Consider the following 17173-nt stretch of genomic DNA (forward strand, 5'->3'; position numbering starts at 1 on the left):
TCCTTAAACATGCCGGGCATCCGTGCCGTGTCTGAAGCCCTTGCTTCAGGTTCAAGTCAAAGCATAAATCAAGAGAAACGCCGATGAGCGCCAGCACCCTTGCCAACTTGCGACATGATTGGTCCCTAGCCGAAGTTCGCGCATTGTTTGTTCAGCCATTCAATGATCTGTTATTCCAGGCACAGACCGTTCACCGCGCACATTTCGACGCCAATCGGGTGCAGGTTTCGACGCTGCTTTCGATCAAGACCGGGGCCTGCCCGGAAGATTGTAAATATTGTCCGCAGTCAGGCCATTACAACACCGGCCTGGCCAAAGAGAAGTTGATGCAGGTCCAGGCAGTGCTGGAAGAAGCGGCACGGGCCAAGTCGATCGGCGCCACCCGTTTTTGCATGGGTGCAGCCTGGAAACATCCTTCGGCCAAGGACATGCCCTACGTGCTGGAAATGGTCAAAGGGGTCAAGGCGCTGGGGCTGGAAACCTGCATGACCCTGGGCAAGCTCGACCAGGAGCAAACCAGCGCACTGGCCCACGCCGGGCTCGATTACTACAACCACAACCTCGACACTTCGCCTGAGTTCTACACCAGCATCATCACCACCCGCACTTACAGCGAGCGCCTGCAAACCCTGAGTTACGTGCGTGATAGCGGGATGAAAATCTGCTCCGGCGGGATCCTGGGCATGGGCGAGTCGCTGGATGACCGGGCCAATCTGCTGATTCAGCTGGCCAACTTGCCCGGGCATCCGGAATCGGTGCCGATCAACATGCTGGTGAAAGTGGCCGGTACGCCGATGGAAAACGCGGAAGATATCGACCCGTTTGATTTCATCCGCATGCTGGCGGTGGCGCGCATCATGATGCCGCAGAGCCATGTACGGCTATCGGCGGGGCGTGAAGCGATGAACGAGCAGATGCAGGCACTCGCGTTCTTTGCCGGGGCCAACTCGATTTTCTATGGCGATAAATTGCTGACCACGGCCAACCCCCAGGCCGACAAGGACATGCAGCTGTTCAGCCGCCTGGGCATTTTGCCCGAGGCCGGTGAGGACCACGCTGACGAAGTGCATCAGGCAGCCATTGAGCACGCGCTGATGGATCAGAAATCCAGCGAACAGTTTTATAACGCTGCGGTTTAAACCCGAGCCCCACCCTCTGTAGGAGCGAGCTGTTTCAGGTTGCTTAAAAGCTCGCGAGCAAGCTCGCTCCTACAGGGGGCAGCTCGCTCCTGCAGGTTGTGCGCCATCTGTTTTCGAGGCCAGCATGTCTTTTGATCTAAGCGCCCGCCTGGCCGCGCGTCGGGCCGACCACTTGTATCGCCAGCGCCCGTTGCTTGAGAGCCCGCAAGGGCCACAGGTAGTGGTCGACGGCCAGCCGTTACTGGCTTTTTGCAATAACGACTATCTCGGTCTGGCCAATCATCCCCAGGTCATCGAAGCCTGGCAGGCCGGGGCTTCGCGCTGGGGCGTGGGCGGCGGGGCATCCCATCTGGTGATCGGCCACAGCACACCTCATCACGAACTGGAGGAGGCGCTGGCCGAGTTCACCGGTCGCCCGCGGGCGCTGTTGTTCAGTAATGGCTATATGGCCAATCTGGGCACGGTCACGGCATTGGTGGGGCAGGGCGATACGGTGCTGGAAGACCGTCTCAATCACGCTTCGCTGTTGGATGCCGGTTTGTTGAGCGGCGCGCGTTTTAATCGTTATCTGCATAACGATGCGCTCAGTCTGGCCGCGCGGCTGGAGAAGGCTTGCGGTAATACGCTGGTGGTGACTGATGGCGTGTTCAGCATGGACGGTGATCTGGCTGACCTGCCTGCCCTGGCCCGCCAGGCCAGGGCCAAAGGCGCATGGCTGATGGTCGATGATGCCCATGGTTTCGGCCCGTTAGGCGCCAATGGCGGAGGGATTGTCGAGCACTTCGGCCTGAGCGCGGACGATGTTCCGGTGCTGGTCGGCACCCTGGGCAAGGCATTTGGCACCAGCGGTGCGTTTGTGGCCGGCAGCGAAGAGTTGATCGAAAGTCTGATCCAGTTCGCCCGGCCTTACATCTACACCACCAGCCAGCCACCGGCGCTGGCCTGTGCCACGCTGAAAAGCCTCGAGCTGTTGTGCACCGAACACTGGCGCCGTGAACACCTCAAGCAATTGATTGGTCAGTTCCGCCGTGGTGCCGAGCAGATTGGCCTGCAACTGATGGACAGCTTTACTCCGATCCAGCCGATCATGATTGGCGACAGTGGCCGGGCGATTCGTCTGTCACAGATGCTGCGCACACGCGGATTGATGGTGACCGCGATTCGTCCGCCAACGGTGCCGGCAGGCAGTGCGCGATTGCGCGTGACGTTGTCGGCCGCTCACACAGAGGCGCAGGTGCAGCTATTGTTAAATGCACTCGCTGACTGTTGGCGCAAGCTGGAGCCCGACCATGCGTGACCGTTTGATTTTGCTGCCGGGCTGGGGCCTTGGGGTTTCACCGCTGGAGCCCCTGGCCGCAGCGTTGCGAGGCCTGGACGAGCACTTTCGGGTTGAAATCGAACCGCTGCCGGTGCTGGCGTCGACCACGTTGCAAGACTGGCTCGATGAGCTGGATGCAACACTGCCCGACAACGTCTGGCTGGGCGGCTGGTCGCTGGGCGGCATGCTTGCCACGGAGCTGGCCGCCCGTCGGGGTGAGCGTTGTTGCGGGCTGGTGACCCTGGCCAGCAACCCCAGCTTTGTCAGCCGTGACGACTGGCCCAGTGGCATGCCGGCAGCTACCTTCGAGCTCTTTCTTGGCGGTTTTCGCGAAGCACCCAACACCACCCTGAAACGCTTTTGTCTGTTATGCAGCCAGGGCTCGGCCGAGCCCCGTGCATTGGCCAGCCAGCTGTTGGGCGGCGCGCCCAAAGCGCAGCCGGACATCCTGCTCGCAGGTCTGGAATTACTGGGCAAGCTCGATACGCGCAGTGCCTTGCAGGCGTTCAACGGTCCGCAATTGCATTTGTTCGCCGGGCTTGACGGCTTGGTGCCGGTACAGGCCGCAAGCGATGTGCTGGCGCTGTTACCAGATGTCGAAGTGGGTCTGATTGAACAGGCCTGTCATGCATTCCTGCTGGAAGCCCCCCACGAATTGGCGGCGGCGATCCAGGGTTTTTTACATGAGTCGGGCGATGACTGATTTGAGTGTTGCAACCCACGCCAATCCCTTGCCGGACAAGCGTCAGGTGGCCGTTTCGTTTTCCCGGGCGGCAGCCAGCTACGACAGCGTGGCTGAACTGCAGCGTGCAGTAGGTCATGAACTGGCCAGCCGCTTACCGGCAGATCTCAAGCCTGAGCGGTGGCTGGATCTGGGCAGTGGCACGGGCTATTTCAGCCGGGTGCTGGGGCAGCGTTTTGCTCACAGTGAGGGGCTGGCGCTGGATATCGCCCAGGGCATGCTGGCGTTCGCCCGGCCCCAGGGCGGTGCCCAGCATTTTATTGCAGGGGATGCCGAAAGCCTGCCGCTGCAGTCCGGCAGTTGTGACTTGATTTTTTCCAGCCTGGCGTTGCAATGGTGTGCCGATTTCAATGCCGTGCTCAGCGAAGCCCGCCGGGTGCTCAAACCCGGAGGCGTGTTTGCCTTTGCCAGTTTGTGCGTGGGTACATTGCGCGAGTTGCGTGATAGCTGGCGGGCGGTGGATGGTCAGGTTCACGTCAATCGCTTCCGTGAATTCGAGACCTATCAACAGCTGTGCGCCGGTAGCGGCCTGGCTGTACTCGGCCTGCACAATCAGGCGCATGTGCTGCACTACCCGCAAGTGCGCCAGTTGACCCATGAGCTGAAGGCTCTAGGGGCGCATAATCTCAACCCCGGTCGCCCCGAAGGACTGACCGGCAGGGCACGGCTTCAGGGATTGGTGGGTGCCTACGAGCAGTTTCGTCAACCTGCGGGACTACCGGCAACCTATCAGGTGGTCTACGGGATTCTGGAGAAAGCGCGATGAGCCCTGGGTACTTCATTACTGGCACCGACACCGACGTTGGCAAAACCACGATCGCAGCAGGTTTGTTGTATGCCGCACGCGAGGCCGGATTGAGCACGGCGGCGGGCAAGCCGGTGGCTTCGGGCTGTGACAACACCCCTGAAGGTTTGCGTAACGCCGACGCGCTGGCACTGATGGCGGAGTGTTCAATCAAGCTCAGCTATGACGAGGTCAACCCCGTGGCATTCGAACCGGCCATCGCTCCGCACATTGCTGCGCGCGAAGTCGGGGTGGTGCTGACGGTGAAATCGTTGTTGTCGCCCATGCGCCAGATTCTGGCCCGGCAGGCGGATTTCACTCTGATTGAAGGCGCCGGAGGCTGGCGCGTGCCGCTGTCCGGGCAAGACAGTTTGTCGGATCTGGCCCAGGCACTGGATCTGCCGGTGATTCTGGTGGTGGGCGTACGCCTGGGTTGCATCAGCCACGCCCTGTTGACGGCCGAGGCGATTGCCCGGGATGGCCTGCAACTGGCCGGTTGGGTGGCCAACATCATTGGTCCGAAGACCTCCCGCCTTGAAGAAAACCTCGCCACCCTGGCCGAGCGTCTCCCGGCTCCCTGCCTGGGCCGTGTGCCAAAGCTCAAGAGCGCCTCGGCGCAGGCTGTGGCCGAGCATCTGCAGCTGGATTTGCTGGACTAAGCTCTGTTCCCCATGTGACTGCTCCCTTCAGGCGCTGGCTTGCCAGCGATCCTGGGGACGGGTGCGCCTGTGGCAATACGCTGAAGCGATGGCCGGCAAGCCGGCTCCCACAATTTGCTGCCGGGCCCGATATAAAAGGGTATCGATCATGCCCAAGACGAACGGCGGCATAGCGCTGCTTGACAATAAATGGGCGTAAACGTATGTTTCAAACAACTGTTTGACCGCTATAACAAATTCACGCGGTTGTTCATCCCCGGATTCATCAGCAGAGGTTTATCGCTATGCCTGACTACAAGGCCCCCTTGCGTGATATTCGCTTCGTTCGTGACGAACTGCTCGGTTACGAAGCGCATTATCAGAGCCTGCCGGCTTGCCAGGACGCTACTCCAGATATGGTTGACGCCATTCTTGAAGAAGGCGCCAAGTTTTGTGAGCAAGTGCTGGCACCGCTGAACCGCGTGGGTGACATCGAAGGCTGCACCTGGAGTGAATCCGGGGTTAAAACGCCTACCGGCTTTAAAGAAGCCTACAAACAATTCGTTGAAGGCGGCTGGCCTAGCCTGGCTCACGACGTAGAACACGGCGGCCAGGGCCTGCCGGAGTCTCTGGGTCTGGCAGTCAGCGAAATGGTGGGTGCGGCCAACTGGTCGTGGGGCATGTACCCGGGCCTGTCCCATGGTGCGATGAACACCATCTCTGAGCACGGTACTCCCGAGCAGCAGAATACCTACCTGAGCAAGCTGGTTACCGGCGAGTGGACCGGCACCATGTGCCTGACCGAGTCCCATTGCGGTACCGACCTGGGTCTGCTGCGGACCAAGGCTGAACCTCAGGCTGATGGTTCCTACAAAATCTCCGGGACCAAGATTTTCATCTCGGCCGGCGAACACGACATGGCCGACAACATCGTCCATATCGTTCTGGCGCGCCTGCCGGATGCACCGGCGGGTACCAAAGGTATTTCGCTGTTTATCGTGCCCAAGTTCAACGCTAACGCCGATGGCAGCCTCGGTGAGCGCAACGCGGTGTCCTGTGGCTCCCTTGAGCACAAAATGGGGATCCACGGTAACGCCACCTGCGTGATGAACTTCGACGGTGCAACAGGTTTCCTGATCGGCCCGCCGAACAAAGGCCTGAACTGCATGTTCACCTTTATGAACACGGCCCGTCTGGGCACTGCCTTGCAGGGTCTGTCCCACGCCGAGATCGGTTTTCAGGGCGGCCTGAAGTACGCTCGCGACCGCCTGCAAATGCGTTCGTTGACCGGGCCCAAGGCACCTGAAAAGGCTGCTGACCCGATCATCGTTCATCCGGATGTACGTCGCATGCTGTTGACCATGAAGGCATTCGCCGAAGGCAACCGCGCGATGGTTTACTTCACCGCCAAGCAAGTCGACATCGTGAAATACGGCGTTGATGAAGACGAGAAAAAGAAAGCCGATGCGTTGTTGGCGTTCATGACTCCAATCGCTAAAGCGTTCATGACTGAAGTCGGCTTTGAATCCGCCAACCATGGCGTACAAATCTATGGCGGCCACGGCTTCATCGCTGAGTGGGGCATGGAGCAGAACGTTCGCGACAGCCGCATTTCGATGCTGTACGAAGGCACCACCGGTATCCAGGCACTCGATCTGCTGGGCCGTAAAGTGCTGATGACTCAAGGCGAAGCGCTCAAAGGCTTCACCAAGATCGTGCACAAGTTCTGCCAGTCCAATGAAGGTAACGAAGCCGTTCAGGAGTTCGTGACACCTTTGGCGGCACTGAACAAGGAATGGGGCGAGCTGACCATGAAGGTCGGTATGGCCGCCATGAAAGACCGCGAAGAAGTGGGTGCGGCCTCGGTCGACTACCTGATGTATTCCGGTTATGCCTGCCTGGCGTATTTCTGGGCTGACATGGCGCGTCTGGCGGCTGAAAAGCTGGCAGCGGGCACGTCCGAAGAAGCGTTCTATAAAGCCAAGTTGCAAACGGCACGTTTCTACTTCCAGCGCATCTTGCCGCGTACCCGTACCCACGTTGCCACCATGCTTTCGGGCGCAGGCAACCTGATGGACATGAAAGAAGAAGACTTCGACCTGGGCTACTAAGCCCGGCGAGTCATCTGAAAAAGCCGCTTCTCCCCAGGGGACGCGGCTTTTTTATTGTGCGCCATCCACATCCCCCCTTGTAGGAGCGAGCTTGCTCGCGAGCTTTTTATAAAAACGCCTCGCGAGCAAGCTCGCTCCTGCAGGGCATGACTTAAATATTATGTCTGGTCACAGCTTGACCCTATGTATCACTATCGTCGTTAAGCTAGACTGAGTGCCGGTTTCAATTGCCCTACGGGCTCCAACGTTTACAGATTACGAGGTTTGCCATGGCTGATTACAAAGCGCCCCTGCGCGATATGCGCTTCGTCCTCAATGAGGTTTTCGAGGTCGCCTCTCTTTGGGCGCAATTGCCTGCATTAGCAGAAACCGTCGATGTTGAAACTGTTGAAGCCATTCTTGAGGAGGCGGGCAAAGTAACTGCCAAAAGCATCGCGCCGTTGAGCCGCAGCGGCGACGAAGAAGGCTGCCACTGGAAAGACACCGTAGTCACGACGCCAGCCGGTTTCGTCGATGCCTACAGGACCTACGCTGAAGGCGGTTGGGTCGGCGTAGGTGGCGCCCCCGAGTTCGGTGGAATGGGCATGCCCAAGTCGGTATCGGCCCAGGTTGAAGAAATGATCAACTCCTCCAGCCTGGCTTTCGGCCTGTATCCCATGCTGACGGCCGGGGCCTGTGTATCGATCAACGCTCACGCCAGTGAAGAGTTGAAAGCCACTTACCTGCCCAATATGTATTCGGGGGTGTGGGCGGGCTCCATGTGCCTCACCGAGCCACATGCCGGTACCGATCTGGGGATTATTCGCACCAGGGCCGAGCCTCAGGCTGATGGTTCCTACAAAGTCAGTGGCACCAAGATTTTCATCACCGGTGGCGAGCACGACCTCACCGAAAACATTATCCATCTGGTCCTGGCCAAACTGCCGGATGCTCCGGCGGGGCCCAAAGGCATTTCGCTGTTTCTGGTGCCCAAGTTCATGGTGCATGCCGATGGCAGCCTGGGTGAGCGCAACCCGGTTACCTGTGGTTCCATCGAACACAAAATGGGAATTCAGGCTTCAGCCACCTGCGTCATGAACTTCGACGAAGCCGTGGGTTATCTGGTGGGCGAGCCCAACCGTGGATTGGCCGCGATGTTCACCATGATGAACTACGAGCGTCTGGGCGTCGGTATTCAGGGCCTGGCCTCGGGCGAACGCTCGTATCAGAACGCGGTGGAATACGCCCGCGACCGCCTGCAAGGGCGTGCTGCAACCGGCGCTCAGGCCAAGGACAAAGTGGCTGACCCGATCATCGTTCATGCTGACGTACGCCGCATGCTCCTGACCATGAAAGCCTGCAACGAAGGCGGACGTGCATTTTCCACCTATGTCGCCAATCAGCTGGATATTGCCAAGTTCAGCGAAGATCCGGCGGCGCGTGAACGGGCCGATGCCCTGGTGGCGTTACTGACCCCTGTGGCCAAGGCCTTTTTGACCGATCTGGGGCTGGAAACCACCGTGCATGGCCAGCAAGTGTTTGGCGGCCATGGCTATATTCGTGAGTGGGGTCAGGAGCAACTGGTGCGCGATGTGCGTATCACCCAGATCTACGAAGGCACTAACGGCATTCAGGCGCTGGATCTGATGGGCCGCAAGGTGGTTGGCAACCGCGGGGCTTACTACCGGATGTTTGCCGATGAAATCCGCCAGTTCATCGCAGCGCAATCCAGCGACCTGAGCGAGTTTACCCAGCCCCTGGCGGCCGCTCTGGACACCCTTGACCAACTGACGGCCTGGGTTCTGGACCGCTCGCAAAATAATCCCGATGAAATCGGCGCGGCATCGGTCGAGTACCTGCAGGTTTTTGGTTACACGACCTATGCCTACATGTGGGCATTGATGGCCAAGGCTGCTTTGGGCAAAGAGTCCGAAGAAGCCTTTTATGTCAGCAAACTGGGCACTGCACGCTTCTACTTCGCGCGTTTGCTGCCACGTATTCACTCGCTGAGCGCCTCGGTCAAGGCTGGTAGCGAGTCGCTTTACCTGCTGGATGAAGCGCACTTCTGAAATCATTTCAGAGCCATGTAAGCATTTGCTTACATGGCGTACTGCCATTCGCCCATATCGCCAGATTGGATCCATGGGTAATCTACTTATCAGGGACGTAGAGCAGGAAGCTCAAAGCAACAACAGGGACACGTAGGATTCTGCCAGGAAGGCGGAGTGAAAAGGATGTCAGGGAAACAGTCTGCAAAACCCCGCCTAGGCGGGGTTTTCTTTTTTGTGCGTCTGAATTTTGCTGGGCCCCGGCCGACAATAGATGTCCTGCGGGAGCCGGCCTGGCGGCGATGGCATCATCGTTTTTGTTCAGATGGCCGCCCTTGCTGCACCGCTGCAAGCCGGTTTGCACTACAACAGCGCTGCATCCTTGGGATGCCTCACGTCTTCCAGCAATGTGCGCAGTAATTCGAGCGTCGCTTGCTGGCGCTGTACATCGCGACACACCAACCCCACCTTCAGCGGCACCCGCGGTTCACTGAGGGGCTTCCAGAGCAGTACCTGATTTTCATGTTCCTGGCGCGAGCGCCCCGGCAGTACGGTCGCCAGCCTGGTATGGGGCAGGCTTTCGAGAATTCCGGCCATGGTGTTCAGCTCAGCCTGAACCTGTGGCCGACGGCCCAGGCTCGCGAGCTGGCTCTTCCAGATTTGCCGCACCTGAAACTCCTCCCCCAGCAGCAACATCGGCAGTTCGGCAGCCTGGGTCAGTGACACCTTCTTGAATTCGCGTAACGGATGGTCAGCCGGAATTACCAGTTGCAACTCGTCTTCGTACAGCAACATGCCGTTCAGCCCCGGCTGACGTGGCGGCAGATAGCTGATCCCGATGTCGAGGGAACCATTGAGCAGGCGCCGTTCAATCTCGATGCCGGTCAGTTCGTAGATTTGCACCACCAGATGCGGCTGGGCCTGACGCACGCGTTCGAGCATTTGCGGCACCAGGCTGGTATGCACGGTTTGCAGCACGCCGATGGCAATGGTGCGCAGGGCCTGGCCCTGGAAGTTGCTTAGAGCCTCTTTGGCCCGTTGCAGACCATCGAGTAGTGGCAAGGCGTGGTTGTACAAGGTATGCGCAGCGAGCGTCGGTAGCAGGCGTTTACTGCTGCGCTCAAAGAGGCTGACGTCGAGGTTGTGCTCCAGGTGGCGTATCTGTTGCGAGAGCGCCGGTTGCGAGATGGACAAACGCTCGGCAGCACGGCCCACATGGCCTTCTTCGTACACCGCGACGAAATAACGCAGTTGCTTGAAATCCATAAGTAATGCTTATCGAAAATGCTTAAAAAACGAAATGGCTCAAAGGCCCGACGACGCCTAGTCTACCCCCATTCCACAAGGGCCGTAGAGCCTGAGAGCCAGAAGATTACTGATTTGCACGAGGTTTTTTGCATAGGAAAGGCAATAGGTTTTGCCGGTGGCGTTGTCACCCATGCACAAGACTCCGGTTGCAAATCGGATCTGCTTATGAGCACAAGGTCTGCCTGCATGAACCTGTTCAACCTGCGTCGCCCCCGATCCAGCCATCACCTGCTGGAGGCTGAGTCCGTTCCGTCAGTTCATGACAGCCGCCAGTCCCGGGCCTGCCTGATGCCCAGCGTGGAGCGCGCGGCTCAAGTCTTTGTGCGGGGCCAGGGGTCGTGGCTGTGGGACAGTGAAAGCCGTGCTTATCTGGACTTTTACCAGGGCGGTGCAGTCAATAGCCTGGGGCATAGCCCGGCCGTATTGATCAAGGCGATGGCAGACCAGGCGCAGGCACTGATCAATCCCGGGTCGGCCTTTTACAATCCGGGCATGTTGGGCCTGGCCGAGCGCTTGTGCGCAAGCACGGGCAGTGACCAGGTGCATTTTCTCAATACCGGAGCCGAGGCCAACGAGGGCGCGATCAAACTGGCGCGCAAGTGGGGCCAGTTGCATCGTGGCGGTGCCCACCGAGTTATTACCGCCACCCAAAGTTGCCACGGTCGCAGCTTTGGCGCGATGTCCGCTTCAGGCTGCGGCACCTTTGATAATCGCTTTGAACCGCAATTGCCGGGCTTTATCAACGTACCGTTCAACGACCTGCCGGCGCTGCACGCCGCCGTCGATGCGCAGACCGTGGCCATCATGCTGGAGCCGGTACAGAGCGATGCCGGTGTGATTCCGGCGACCGGGCATTACCTCAAGGGCGTCGAACGCCTGTGTCGCGAGTTGGGCATCTTGCTGATTCTGGATGAAGTCCAGACCGGTATGGGCCGCTGTGGCACCTTGCTGGCAGAACAGAACTACGGCGTACGTGCCGACATCGTAACCCTGGGCAAAGGCCTGGGCGGCGGCGTGCCATTGGCCGCGTTACTGGCGCGGGGCAAGGCCTGTTGCCTGGAACCGGGAGAGCTGGGTGGCACCCATCATGGCAATGCATTGATGACCGCTGCCGGTGGTGCGGTGCTTGAGACGCTGCTGGAAAAGGGTTTCTTGCAGCAGGTGCGGGACACCGGTCACTACTTGCGCGAGGGGCTGGCCCGTCTGGCAAGCCGTTATGCCCAGGGCGAACTGCGTGGTCAGGGCATGTTCTGGGGGCTGACCCTGTCGGATGATTCGGCGCAGGCAGTGGTAAAGGCGGCGTTATACGAAGGTTTGCTGATCAGCGCTCCGCAGCCCGACTGTCTGCGTTTCACCCCTGCGCTGTGTGTCAGTAAAGGCAACATCGATGAGATGCTGCTGCGTCTGGCCCGGGCGTTTGCCCGGGTACGGACAGCACAATTGCAGTGCCGCAGAACCTAGAGCCATACAGAATTCAATGAACCGTCTCGCGGTGTACCGCGCGCCCTGTGCCAGTTTTGTTTGGCACGGGGCGTTTTTTTGTCCCGGATGAGCGCCGACTGAACCTTTTAATCACGTGCGCAGTCGATTAACTAGGGCCCGATTGGGCCCGCTATTAATTGGGAGCTGAACTCATGGACCTTATTAAAATCATTTTTGCGATCTTGCTCCCTCCACTTGGCGTGTTCATGCAAGTGGGTTTTGCCGGCGCATTCTGGCTGAATATTCTGCTGACCTTGTGCGGATACATCCCTGGGATCGTGCACGCGGTGTGGATCATCGCCAAGCGCTAACCTGTGGCCGGAACTTCCTGATGCGCCGCTGACGTTGCAGGAGCGAGCAAGCTCGTTCCTGCAGGTGGTGTGCAGTCCAAGGGTTATCTGGCCAGCAACTCGCTATAAAACAACCATTCCTGTTCCAGTGCGTGTTCCTGGTTTTTGGCCTTGCGAAACCCGTGGTGTTCATCGGGATAGTAATGCGCCCGGGCCGGGATGCCGTTGTCTTGCAGCGCCTCGAGCATGTCCCGGGTCTGCTGCGGGACCACCACGGCGTCCAGCTCACCCTGGAAGAAAATCACCGGCACGCGGATCTGGCTGGCGTGCAGTAACGGGGTGCGGGCCGCGTAGCGTTCGGCATCCCGTTGCGGGTCGCCGATCAGCCAGTCGAGGTAATCGCCCTCAAACTTGTGGGTGCTGCGTGCCAGGGCGACCGGATCGCTGACCCCGTACAGACTGGCGCCCGCGCGGAAGACATTGTGGAATGCCAGCGCGCACAAGGTGGTGTAGCCACCCGCGCTGCCGCCACGAATAAACGCGCGTTCGCCATCGATCAAGTCCTGTGCCGCGAGGTAGCTGACCACGGCGCAGGCGTCTTCAACATCCACTTCACCCCATTGCAGATGCAGGGCCTGGCGATATTCCCGGCCATAGCCACTGCTGCCGCGATAGTTCAGGTCGGCGACGGCAAAGCCGCGTTGGGTCCAGTACTGGATACGCGGGTCAAGCATCGGGTAGCAGGCCGATGTCGGGCCTCCGTGAACAAACACCAGCAATGGCGGTTTGGTTTCGCCGTGCATTGCCGGGTAGAAAAAGCCATGGGCTTCGCCGCCCCCGGACGGGTAGCGCAGGGTATGTGGCCGGCTGATTTGCCCGGGGGGGAGCGGCGCAATGCCACCGGCCAAAACGGTGATCTGTTTGTCGTGGCGGCGGATGGCAATGACGGCCGAGGGGCTGACCGGTGATGCGGCAATGCAATAGATGAACTCATCATCCAGCGCCAGGGAGCGAAAGCGGCTGTAGTCTGCGGTGTAATCTTCAAGATGGCCGTCAGGCGTATGGATGCCCAGGCGTCCGAAACCGGCCTCGGTCCAGCTGGCCAGATAGGCCTTGTCGCCCAGGGGCAGCCAGGTACTTGCGCCCAGTTGCCAGGGTGCCGGGGCGTGATCGGCGGCGGCACTTGGCGCAGGTATCAGGCCTTCGGCAAATTGTGCCCAGGGCTGCCAGAAGCCGGCGCGATCGGTAAGGCAATACAGGCGACTGTATTCGTCGAAGCGCGGCTGTTGCAGCGACTCTTCGCGCAGATCTCCGGCGATGCAGCGTGGGGTATTCCAGTGCCCATCGATGTTGCCTTCCGCCAGCATCAGGCGGGTCGACGTCCACGGCTGATGCGGCCGGCTCCATTCGATCCAGGCCAGGCGTTGACCGTCTGGGCTCAGGGCGGGCGCCGCGTAGAAATCGGCGCCTTCAGCCAGTACCCGGCGCTCAAGGGTCTTGAGGCTGATGCTCACCAGTCGATGGGTTTCGACATTTTCCTCGACGGCCAGTATGTGCCCGTCAGCGTATTGCACATCGCCATAGCGGCAAATGCCCCGGGTCAGGGCCTGGGGGGCCTTGTCATCCAGGGTTTGCAGATACAGTTGCTGGTCGGATTCGTTGACGAACACCACCCCGTTATCGCTCAGGCAGAACGCGCCGCCGCCGTACTCGTAGACCCGGCTGCGAACACTGAAACCCTCGGGTGTCAGGCAATGTGCCTGGCCGTCGCGCCAGTGCCAGATGCGACAGGCCGCGTCGGTGGGGCGGTACTCATTCCAGAACAGCCCTTTTGGGCCGACCCGCAGCTCTGCGAAATCGACCCCGGCGGCTACGGCGAGTGCGGCACTGAAAGGTTCAGCCTTTTGCGATGAGACGTGAGTTTCGATCATTTCGGAACGCCAGTTGTTCGATGGTCTGGGTGGCGTGCTCGGCTTCTTCGCGCGCCTTGAGAATCAAGTCGTGTTGTGGCGATTTGCTGCAAACCGGGTCCGCATTGCTGGCATCGCCCGTGAGCATGAAGGCCTGGCAACGACAACCGCCAAAGTCCTTTTCCTTCTCGTCGCACGAGCGGCAAGGCTCGGGCATCCAGTCATAGCCTCGAAAACGATTGAAGCCGAAGGAGTCATACCAGATGTGTTGCATGCTGTGGTCGCGTACGTTGGGGAACTCGACCGGCATCTGCCGTGCACCATGACACGGCAAGGCGGTGCCGTCAGGTGTCACGGTCAAAAAGATGCTGCCCCAGCCATTCATACAGGCCTTGGGTCGCTCTTCGTAATAGTCCGGGGTGACGAAAATCAGTTTGCAGGGATGGCCTTCGGCGGCCAGTTTGGCCCGGTATTCATTGGTGATGCGCTCCGCCCGCACCAGCTGTTCTTTGGTCGGCAGCAGTCCGACCCGGTTGAGCTGGGCCCAGCCGTAGAACTGGCAGGTGGCAAGCTCGACGAAGTCGGCCTCAAGGGCGATGCACAGCTCGATAATGCGATCGATCTTGTCGATATTGTGCCGATGGGTGACGAAGTTCAGCACCATCGGGTAGCCGTGGGCCTTCACGGCGCGGGCCATTTCAAGTTTTTGCGCGAAGGCTTTTTTCGAACCGGCCAGCAGGTTGTTCACCTGTTCGTCACTGGCCTGAAAACTGATCTGGATATGGTCCAGGCCGGCCTTTTTGAAGTCGCTGATTTTCTGCTCGGTGAGGCCGATGCCGGAAGTGATCAGGTTGGTGTAGAAGCCCAGCTTGCGGGCTTCGGCGATCAGCTCGGCGAGGTCCTGACGCACCAGCGGTTCGCCCCCTGAAAAACCGAGCTGGGCGGCGCCCATTTCCCGGGCTTCACGGAACACCTTGAACCATTGCTCGGTGCTTAGCTCTTTGCCCTGCTGGGCGAAGTCCAGCGGGTTGGAGCAATAGGGGCATTGCAGCGGGCAGCGGTAGGTCAATTCGGCCAGCAGCCAGAGCGGCAGGCCGATTTCCGGTTTGGGCGGGATACGGCTGTCAGGCAAGTTCGATCCAGTGCTCTGCACGAGCGACCTCCATAAATTGCTCGATGTCTGCGCCGAGCTCGGGTACGCCGGGGAACTGTTGGTCCAGTTCACCAATAATGGCGGCTACGTCACGCTGGCCATCTATCAGGCCACCGATCAATGCCGCGCTGTCGTTGAGTTTGATCATGCCTTCGGGGTACAGCAGCACATGGCCTTTTTGCGCGGGCTCGTATTGAAAGCGATAGCCCTGGCGCCAGGTCGGGATTTTGCTGCGATCGAAGCTCATAGGGTGATTCCTTTGTGCCAGACCCGTTGGTCGGTCACGCTGTGATAGGGCGGGCGGTCCAGCTCGTAGGCCATGGTCATGGCATCGAGCATGCTCCAGAGAATGTCCAGTTTGAACTGCAGAATCTCCAGCATGCGTTGCTGACCCTGGTAAGTGGTGTAGTGCTGCAAGGTAATCGCCAGCCCATGTTCCACATCGCGCCGGGCCTGGCCCAGGCGGGTGCGGAAGTACTCGTAGCCGGCAGGATCGATCCAGGGGTAGTGCTGCGGCCAGCTGTCGAGCCGTGACTGGTGGATCTGCGGCGCGAACATCTCGGTCAGGGAGCTGCTGGCGGCTTCTTCCCAGCTGGCGCGGCGGGCGAAATTGACATAGGCATCCACGGCAAAGCGAACGCCGGGCAGGACCAGTTCCTGGGAACGCAGTTGCTCCGGGTCCAGCCCTACTGCCTGGCCCAGCCGCAGCCAGGCTTCGATACCGCCGTCTTCGCCGGGGGCGCCGTCGTGGTCGAGCATGCGCTGAATCCACTCGCGGCGTACTTCCCGGTCGGGGCAGTTGGCCAGAATCGCGGCGTCCTTGAGCGGGATATTCACCTGATAGTAGAAGCGGTTGGCGACCCAGCCCTGAATCTGCTCGCGGGTCGCGCGGCCTTCGTACATCGCCACCTGATAAGGGTGATAGATGTGGTAATAGGCGCCCTTGGCCCGCAGGGCGGCTTCGAATTCGGTGGTGCTGAGAGGGGCGTGGGTCATGGTGCCTCCAGAAAATATGTTTTTGCAGTCGCTGCCGCTGGCTGCGACTACAGGGTTTTGCGGGTCAGAGCTCGATACTCATGCCGTCAAAGGCCACTTCAACCCCCCGGCGGGCCAGTTCGGCACGTTCGGCAGAGTCTTCGTCGAGGATCGGGTTGGTGTTGTTAATGTGGATCAGGACTTTGCGCTGCCCGGGCAATTGCTCAAGCACTTCGAGCATGCCACCGGGGCCGTTTTGTGCCAGATGGCCCATTTCACGACCGGTACGGGTGCCGACGCCACGGCGCTGCATTTCGTCGTCGTCCCACAGCGTGCCGTCCACCAGCAGGCAGTCGCTGCCGGCCATGATGTCCAGCAATGGCCCGTCGACCTTGCCCAGCCCCGGGGCGTAGAACAGTTTGCCGCCGGTGCGCAGGTCTTCGACGATCAGGCCGATGTTGTCGCCGGGGTGCGGGTCGAAGCGATGCGCAGAATAGGGCGGCGCAGCACTGCGCAAGGGCAGTGGACTGAAGCGCAGGTTCGGGCAGGCCGGGATGGTGAACGTGCCTTCAAGCTCGATGCGGTGCCAGTTGAGACCGCCGTTCCAGTGCTTGAGCATGGTGAATAACGGGAAGCCGGTGCTCAGGTCTTCATGAACCATGTCGGTGCACCACACGTCATGGGGGCAGCCTTCGCGCAGGCTCAGCAGGCCTGTGGTGTGGTCAATCTGGCTGTCCATCAGAACAATGGCGCTGATCCCCGTGTCACGCAGGGCGCGGCCTGGCTGCATGGGGGCAAAACTTTGCAGTTGCGCACGAATGTCGGGTGACGTGTTGCACAGAACCCAGTTCACGCCGTCATCGGAGATTGCAATCGAGGACTGGGTTCGGGCCTTGGCGTTCAGTGTGCCATCGCGAAAACCCGCACAGTTGACGCAGTTACAGTTCCACTGCGGGAAGCCGCCGCCAGCGGCGGAACCTAGAATCTGGACAAACATGGCATGCTCTCTTGCAATTCTGAAAATAAAAACGCCCCGGCGAACCGAGGCGTTGGGTTGCTCTGCTCAGCTCTGTTGTGCACAGAAGCAGCGCAGATCAACGGCTAGCGAAATACATGGTGACTTCGAAGCCAATACGCAGATCAGTGTAAGCAGGTTTTGTCCAAGCCATGAGGTAACTCCTTCAGCGGTAGTGGGTGGGGTCTCTAACGTTAGTCCGGCTCCCGAGGGAGTCGTTCCTGTGCTTAGGCGATCATGTTACTAAATCAGACCGTTCTTGAACGACCAATGTCGGAAAA

At 59.7% G+C, this 17173-nt stretch carries 16 protein-coding genes; 9 read left to right on the plus strand and 7 right to left on the minus strand.

The features are described from left to right. Positions 1–83: 83 nt before the first annotated feature. The 7 genes from bioB to JQ848_RS02055 all read left to right on the plus strand — a co-directional run bounded on the left by bioB (position 84) and on the right by JQ848_RS02055 (position 8780). Complete coding sequence (gene bioB, locus JQ848_RS02025) at positions 84–1139, plus strand: biotin synthase BioB (RefSeq protein ID WP_004419470.1); 1056 nt, start codon at positions 84–86, stop codon at positions 1137–1139. Between the two features lie 124 nt (positions 1140–1263). Beyond that, entirely contained in the window at positions 1264–2436 is a 1173-nt protein-coding gene (gene bioF, locus JQ848_RS02030) for an 8-amino-7-oxononanoate synthase (RefSeq protein ID WP_160626636.1), read from the plus strand. Next, positions 2429–3160, plus strand: coding sequence for an alpha/beta fold hydrolase (locus JQ848_RS02035; RefSeq protein WP_004419465.1), 732 nt, complete (start codon positions 2429–2431; stop codon positions 3158–3160). The genes bioF and JQ848_RS02035 overlap by 8 nt, the downstream gene beginning before the upstream one ends. Further along, positions 3153–3965 carry a malonyl-ACP O-methyltransferase BioC gene (gene bioC / locus JQ848_RS02040; protein WP_004419463.1) on the plus strand — a complete coding sequence of 271 codons (813 nt, stop codon included), beginning with the start codon at positions 3153–3155 and terminating at the stop codon, positions 3963–3965. The genes JQ848_RS02035 and bioC overlap by 8 nt, the downstream gene beginning before the upstream one ends. After that, the gene (gene bioD, locus JQ848_RS02045; protein WP_127196508.1) at positions 3962–4642 is read left to right on the plus strand and encodes a dethiobiotin synthase; all 681 of its coding nucleotides are present in this window, start codon (positions 3962–3964) and stop codon (positions 4640–4642) included. Before bioC ends, bioD begins: the two co-directional genes overlap by 4 nt. Positions 4643–4926: 284 nt before the next feature. Continuing rightward, positions 4927–6732, plus strand: a complete 1806-nt coding sequence (locus JQ848_RS02050; protein WP_004419459.1) for a phenylacyl-CoA dehydrogenase — start codon at positions 4927–4929, stop codon at positions 6730–6732. A gap of 269 nt (positions 6733–7001) precedes the next feature. After that, a complete protein-coding gene (locus tag JQ848_RS02055) occupies positions 7002–8780 on the plus strand; it encodes an acyl-CoA dehydrogenase C-terminal domain-containing protein (protein WP_010656670.1) in 1779 nt (592 codons plus the stop codon). A 342-nt stretch (positions 8781–9122) separates the two neighbouring features. Here the strand turns inward: JQ848_RS02055 and JQ848_RS02060 are convergent, their stop codons facing one another. Beyond that, positions 9123–10025, minus strand: coding sequence for a LysR family transcriptional regulator (locus tag JQ848_RS02060; protein WP_004419455.1), 903 nt, complete (start codon positions 10023–10025; stop codon positions 9123–9125). A 228-nt stretch (positions 10026–10253) separates the two neighbouring features. Between JQ848_RS02060 and JQ848_RS02065 the strand changes: the two genes are divergently transcribed. Together JQ848_RS02065 and JQ848_RS02070 are read left to right on the plus strand one after the other, a co-directional pair. Then, positions 10254–11528: an aspartate aminotransferase family protein gene (locus tag JQ848_RS02065; RefSeq protein WP_010656669.1), complete on the plus strand. Its 1275-nt coding sequence runs from the start codon at positions 10254–10256 to the stop codon at positions 11526–11528. A gap of 173 nt (positions 11529–11701) precedes the next feature. Then, positions 11702–11860: a YqaE/Pmp3 family membrane protein gene (locus JQ848_RS02070; RefSeq protein WP_004419451.1), complete on the plus strand. Its 159-nt coding sequence runs from the start codon at positions 11702–11704 to the stop codon at positions 11858–11860. 83 nt (positions 11861–11943) lie between these two features. Here the strand turns inward: JQ848_RS02070 and JQ848_RS02075 are convergent, their stop codons facing one another. The 6 genes from JQ848_RS02075 to pqqA form a co-directional block, all read right to left on the minus strand. Next, entirely contained in the window at positions 11944–13770 is a 1827-nt protein-coding gene (locus JQ848_RS02075; protein ID WP_202210225.1) for a S9 family peptidase, read from the minus strand. After that, entirely contained in the window at positions 13736–14881 is a 1146-nt protein-coding gene (gene pqqE, locus JQ848_RS02080; RefSeq protein ID WP_004419448.1) for a pyrroloquinoline quinone biosynthesis protein PqqE, read from the minus strand. The genes JQ848_RS02075 and pqqE overlap by 35 nt, the downstream gene beginning before the upstream one ends. Then, positions 14874–15149 (minus strand): pyrroloquinoline quinone biosynthesis peptide chaperone PqqD, encoded by a 276-nt coding sequence (pqqD, locus tag JQ848_RS02085; protein ID WP_004419445.1) that lies wholly within the window; start codon positions 15147–15149, stop codon positions 14874–14876. Before pqqD ends, pqqE begins: the two co-directional genes overlap by 8 nt. After that, positions 15146–15898, minus strand: coding sequence for a pyrroloquinoline-quinone synthase PqqC (pqqC, locus tag JQ848_RS02090; protein WP_004419443.1), 753 nt, complete (start codon positions 15896–15898; stop codon positions 15146–15148). The genes pqqD and pqqC overlap by 4 nt, the downstream gene beginning before the upstream one ends. A gap of 64 nt (positions 15899–15962) precedes the next feature. Next, complete coding sequence (gene pqqB, locus JQ848_RS02095) at positions 15963–16874, minus strand: pyrroloquinoline quinone biosynthesis protein PqqB (RefSeq protein WP_004419441.1); 912 nt, start codon at positions 16872–16874, stop codon at positions 15963–15965. A 97-nt stretch (positions 16875–16971) separates the two neighbouring features. After that, the gene (pqqA, locus tag JQ848_RS02100) at positions 16972–17046 is read right to left on the minus strand and encodes a pyrroloquinoline quinone precursor peptide PqqA (protein WP_003444522.1); all 75 of its coding nucleotides are present in this window, start codon (positions 17044–17046) and stop codon (positions 16972–16974) included. Between the last annotated feature and the right edge of the window lie 127 nt (positions 17047–17173).

The sequence above is a fragment of the Pseudomonas paraversuta genome, assembly GCF_904067025.1.
Classification (GTDB): Bacteria; Pseudomonadota; Gammaproteobacteria; order Pseudomonadales; family Pseudomonadaceae; genus Aquipseudomonas; species Aquipseudomonas paraversuta.

Excerpts from the sequence above, each read along its gene's own strand:
- JQ848_RS02070 (WP_004419451.1), top strand. The coding sequence starts at position 11,702 with ATGGACCTTATTAAAATCATTTTTGCGATCTTGCTCCCTCCACTTGGC.
- JQ848_RS02060 (WP_004419455.1), bottom strand. The coding sequence starts at position 10,025 with ATGGATTTCAAGCAACTGCGTTATTTCGTCGCGGTGTACGAAGAAGGC.
- JQ848_RS02075 (WP_202210225.1), bottom strand. The coding sequence starts at position 13,770 with ATGATCGAAACTCACGTCTCATCGCAAAAGGCTGAACCTTTCAGTGCC.
- pqqD (WP_004419445.1), bottom strand. The coding sequence starts at position 15,149 with ATGAGCTTCGATCGCAGCAAAATCCCGACCTGGCGCCAGGGCTATCGC.
- bioB (WP_004419470.1), top strand. The coding sequence starts at position 84 with ATGAGCGCCAGCACCCTTGCCAACTTGCGACATGATTGGTCCCTAGCC.
- bioD (WP_127196508.1), top strand. The coding sequence starts at position 3,962 with ATGAGCCCTGGGTACTTCATTACTGGCACCGACACCGACGTTGGCAAA.
- JQ848_RS02050 (WP_004419459.1), top strand. The coding sequence starts at position 4,927 with ATGCCTGACTACAAGGCCCCCTTGCGTGATATTCGCTTCGTTCGTGAC.
- bioF (WP_160626636.1), top strand. The coding sequence starts at position 1,264 with ATGTCTTTTGATCTAAGCGCCCGCCTGGCCGCGCGTCGGGCCGACCAC.
- JQ848_RS02055 (WP_010656670.1), top strand. The coding sequence starts at position 7,002 with ATGGCTGATTACAAAGCGCCCCTGCGCGATATGCGCTTCGTCCTCAAT.
- JQ848_RS02035 (WP_004419465.1), top strand. The coding sequence starts at position 2,429 with ATGCGTGACCGTTTGATTTTGCTGCCGGGCTGGGGCCTTGGGGTTTCA.
- bioC (WP_004419463.1), top strand. The coding sequence starts at position 3,153 with ATGACTGATTTGAGTGTTGCAACCCACGCCAATCCCTTGCCGGACAAG.
- JQ848_RS02065 (WP_010656669.1), top strand. The coding sequence starts at position 10,254 with ATGAACCTGTTCAACCTGCGTCGCCCCCGATCCAGCCATCACCTGCTG.
- pqqC (WP_004419443.1), bottom strand. The coding sequence starts at position 15,898 with ATGACCCACGCCCCTCTCAGCACCACCGAATTCGAAGCCGCCCTGCGG.
- pqqB (WP_004419441.1), bottom strand. The coding sequence starts at position 16,874 with ATGTTTGTCCAGATTCTAGGTTCCGCCGCTGGCGGCGGCTTCCCGCAG.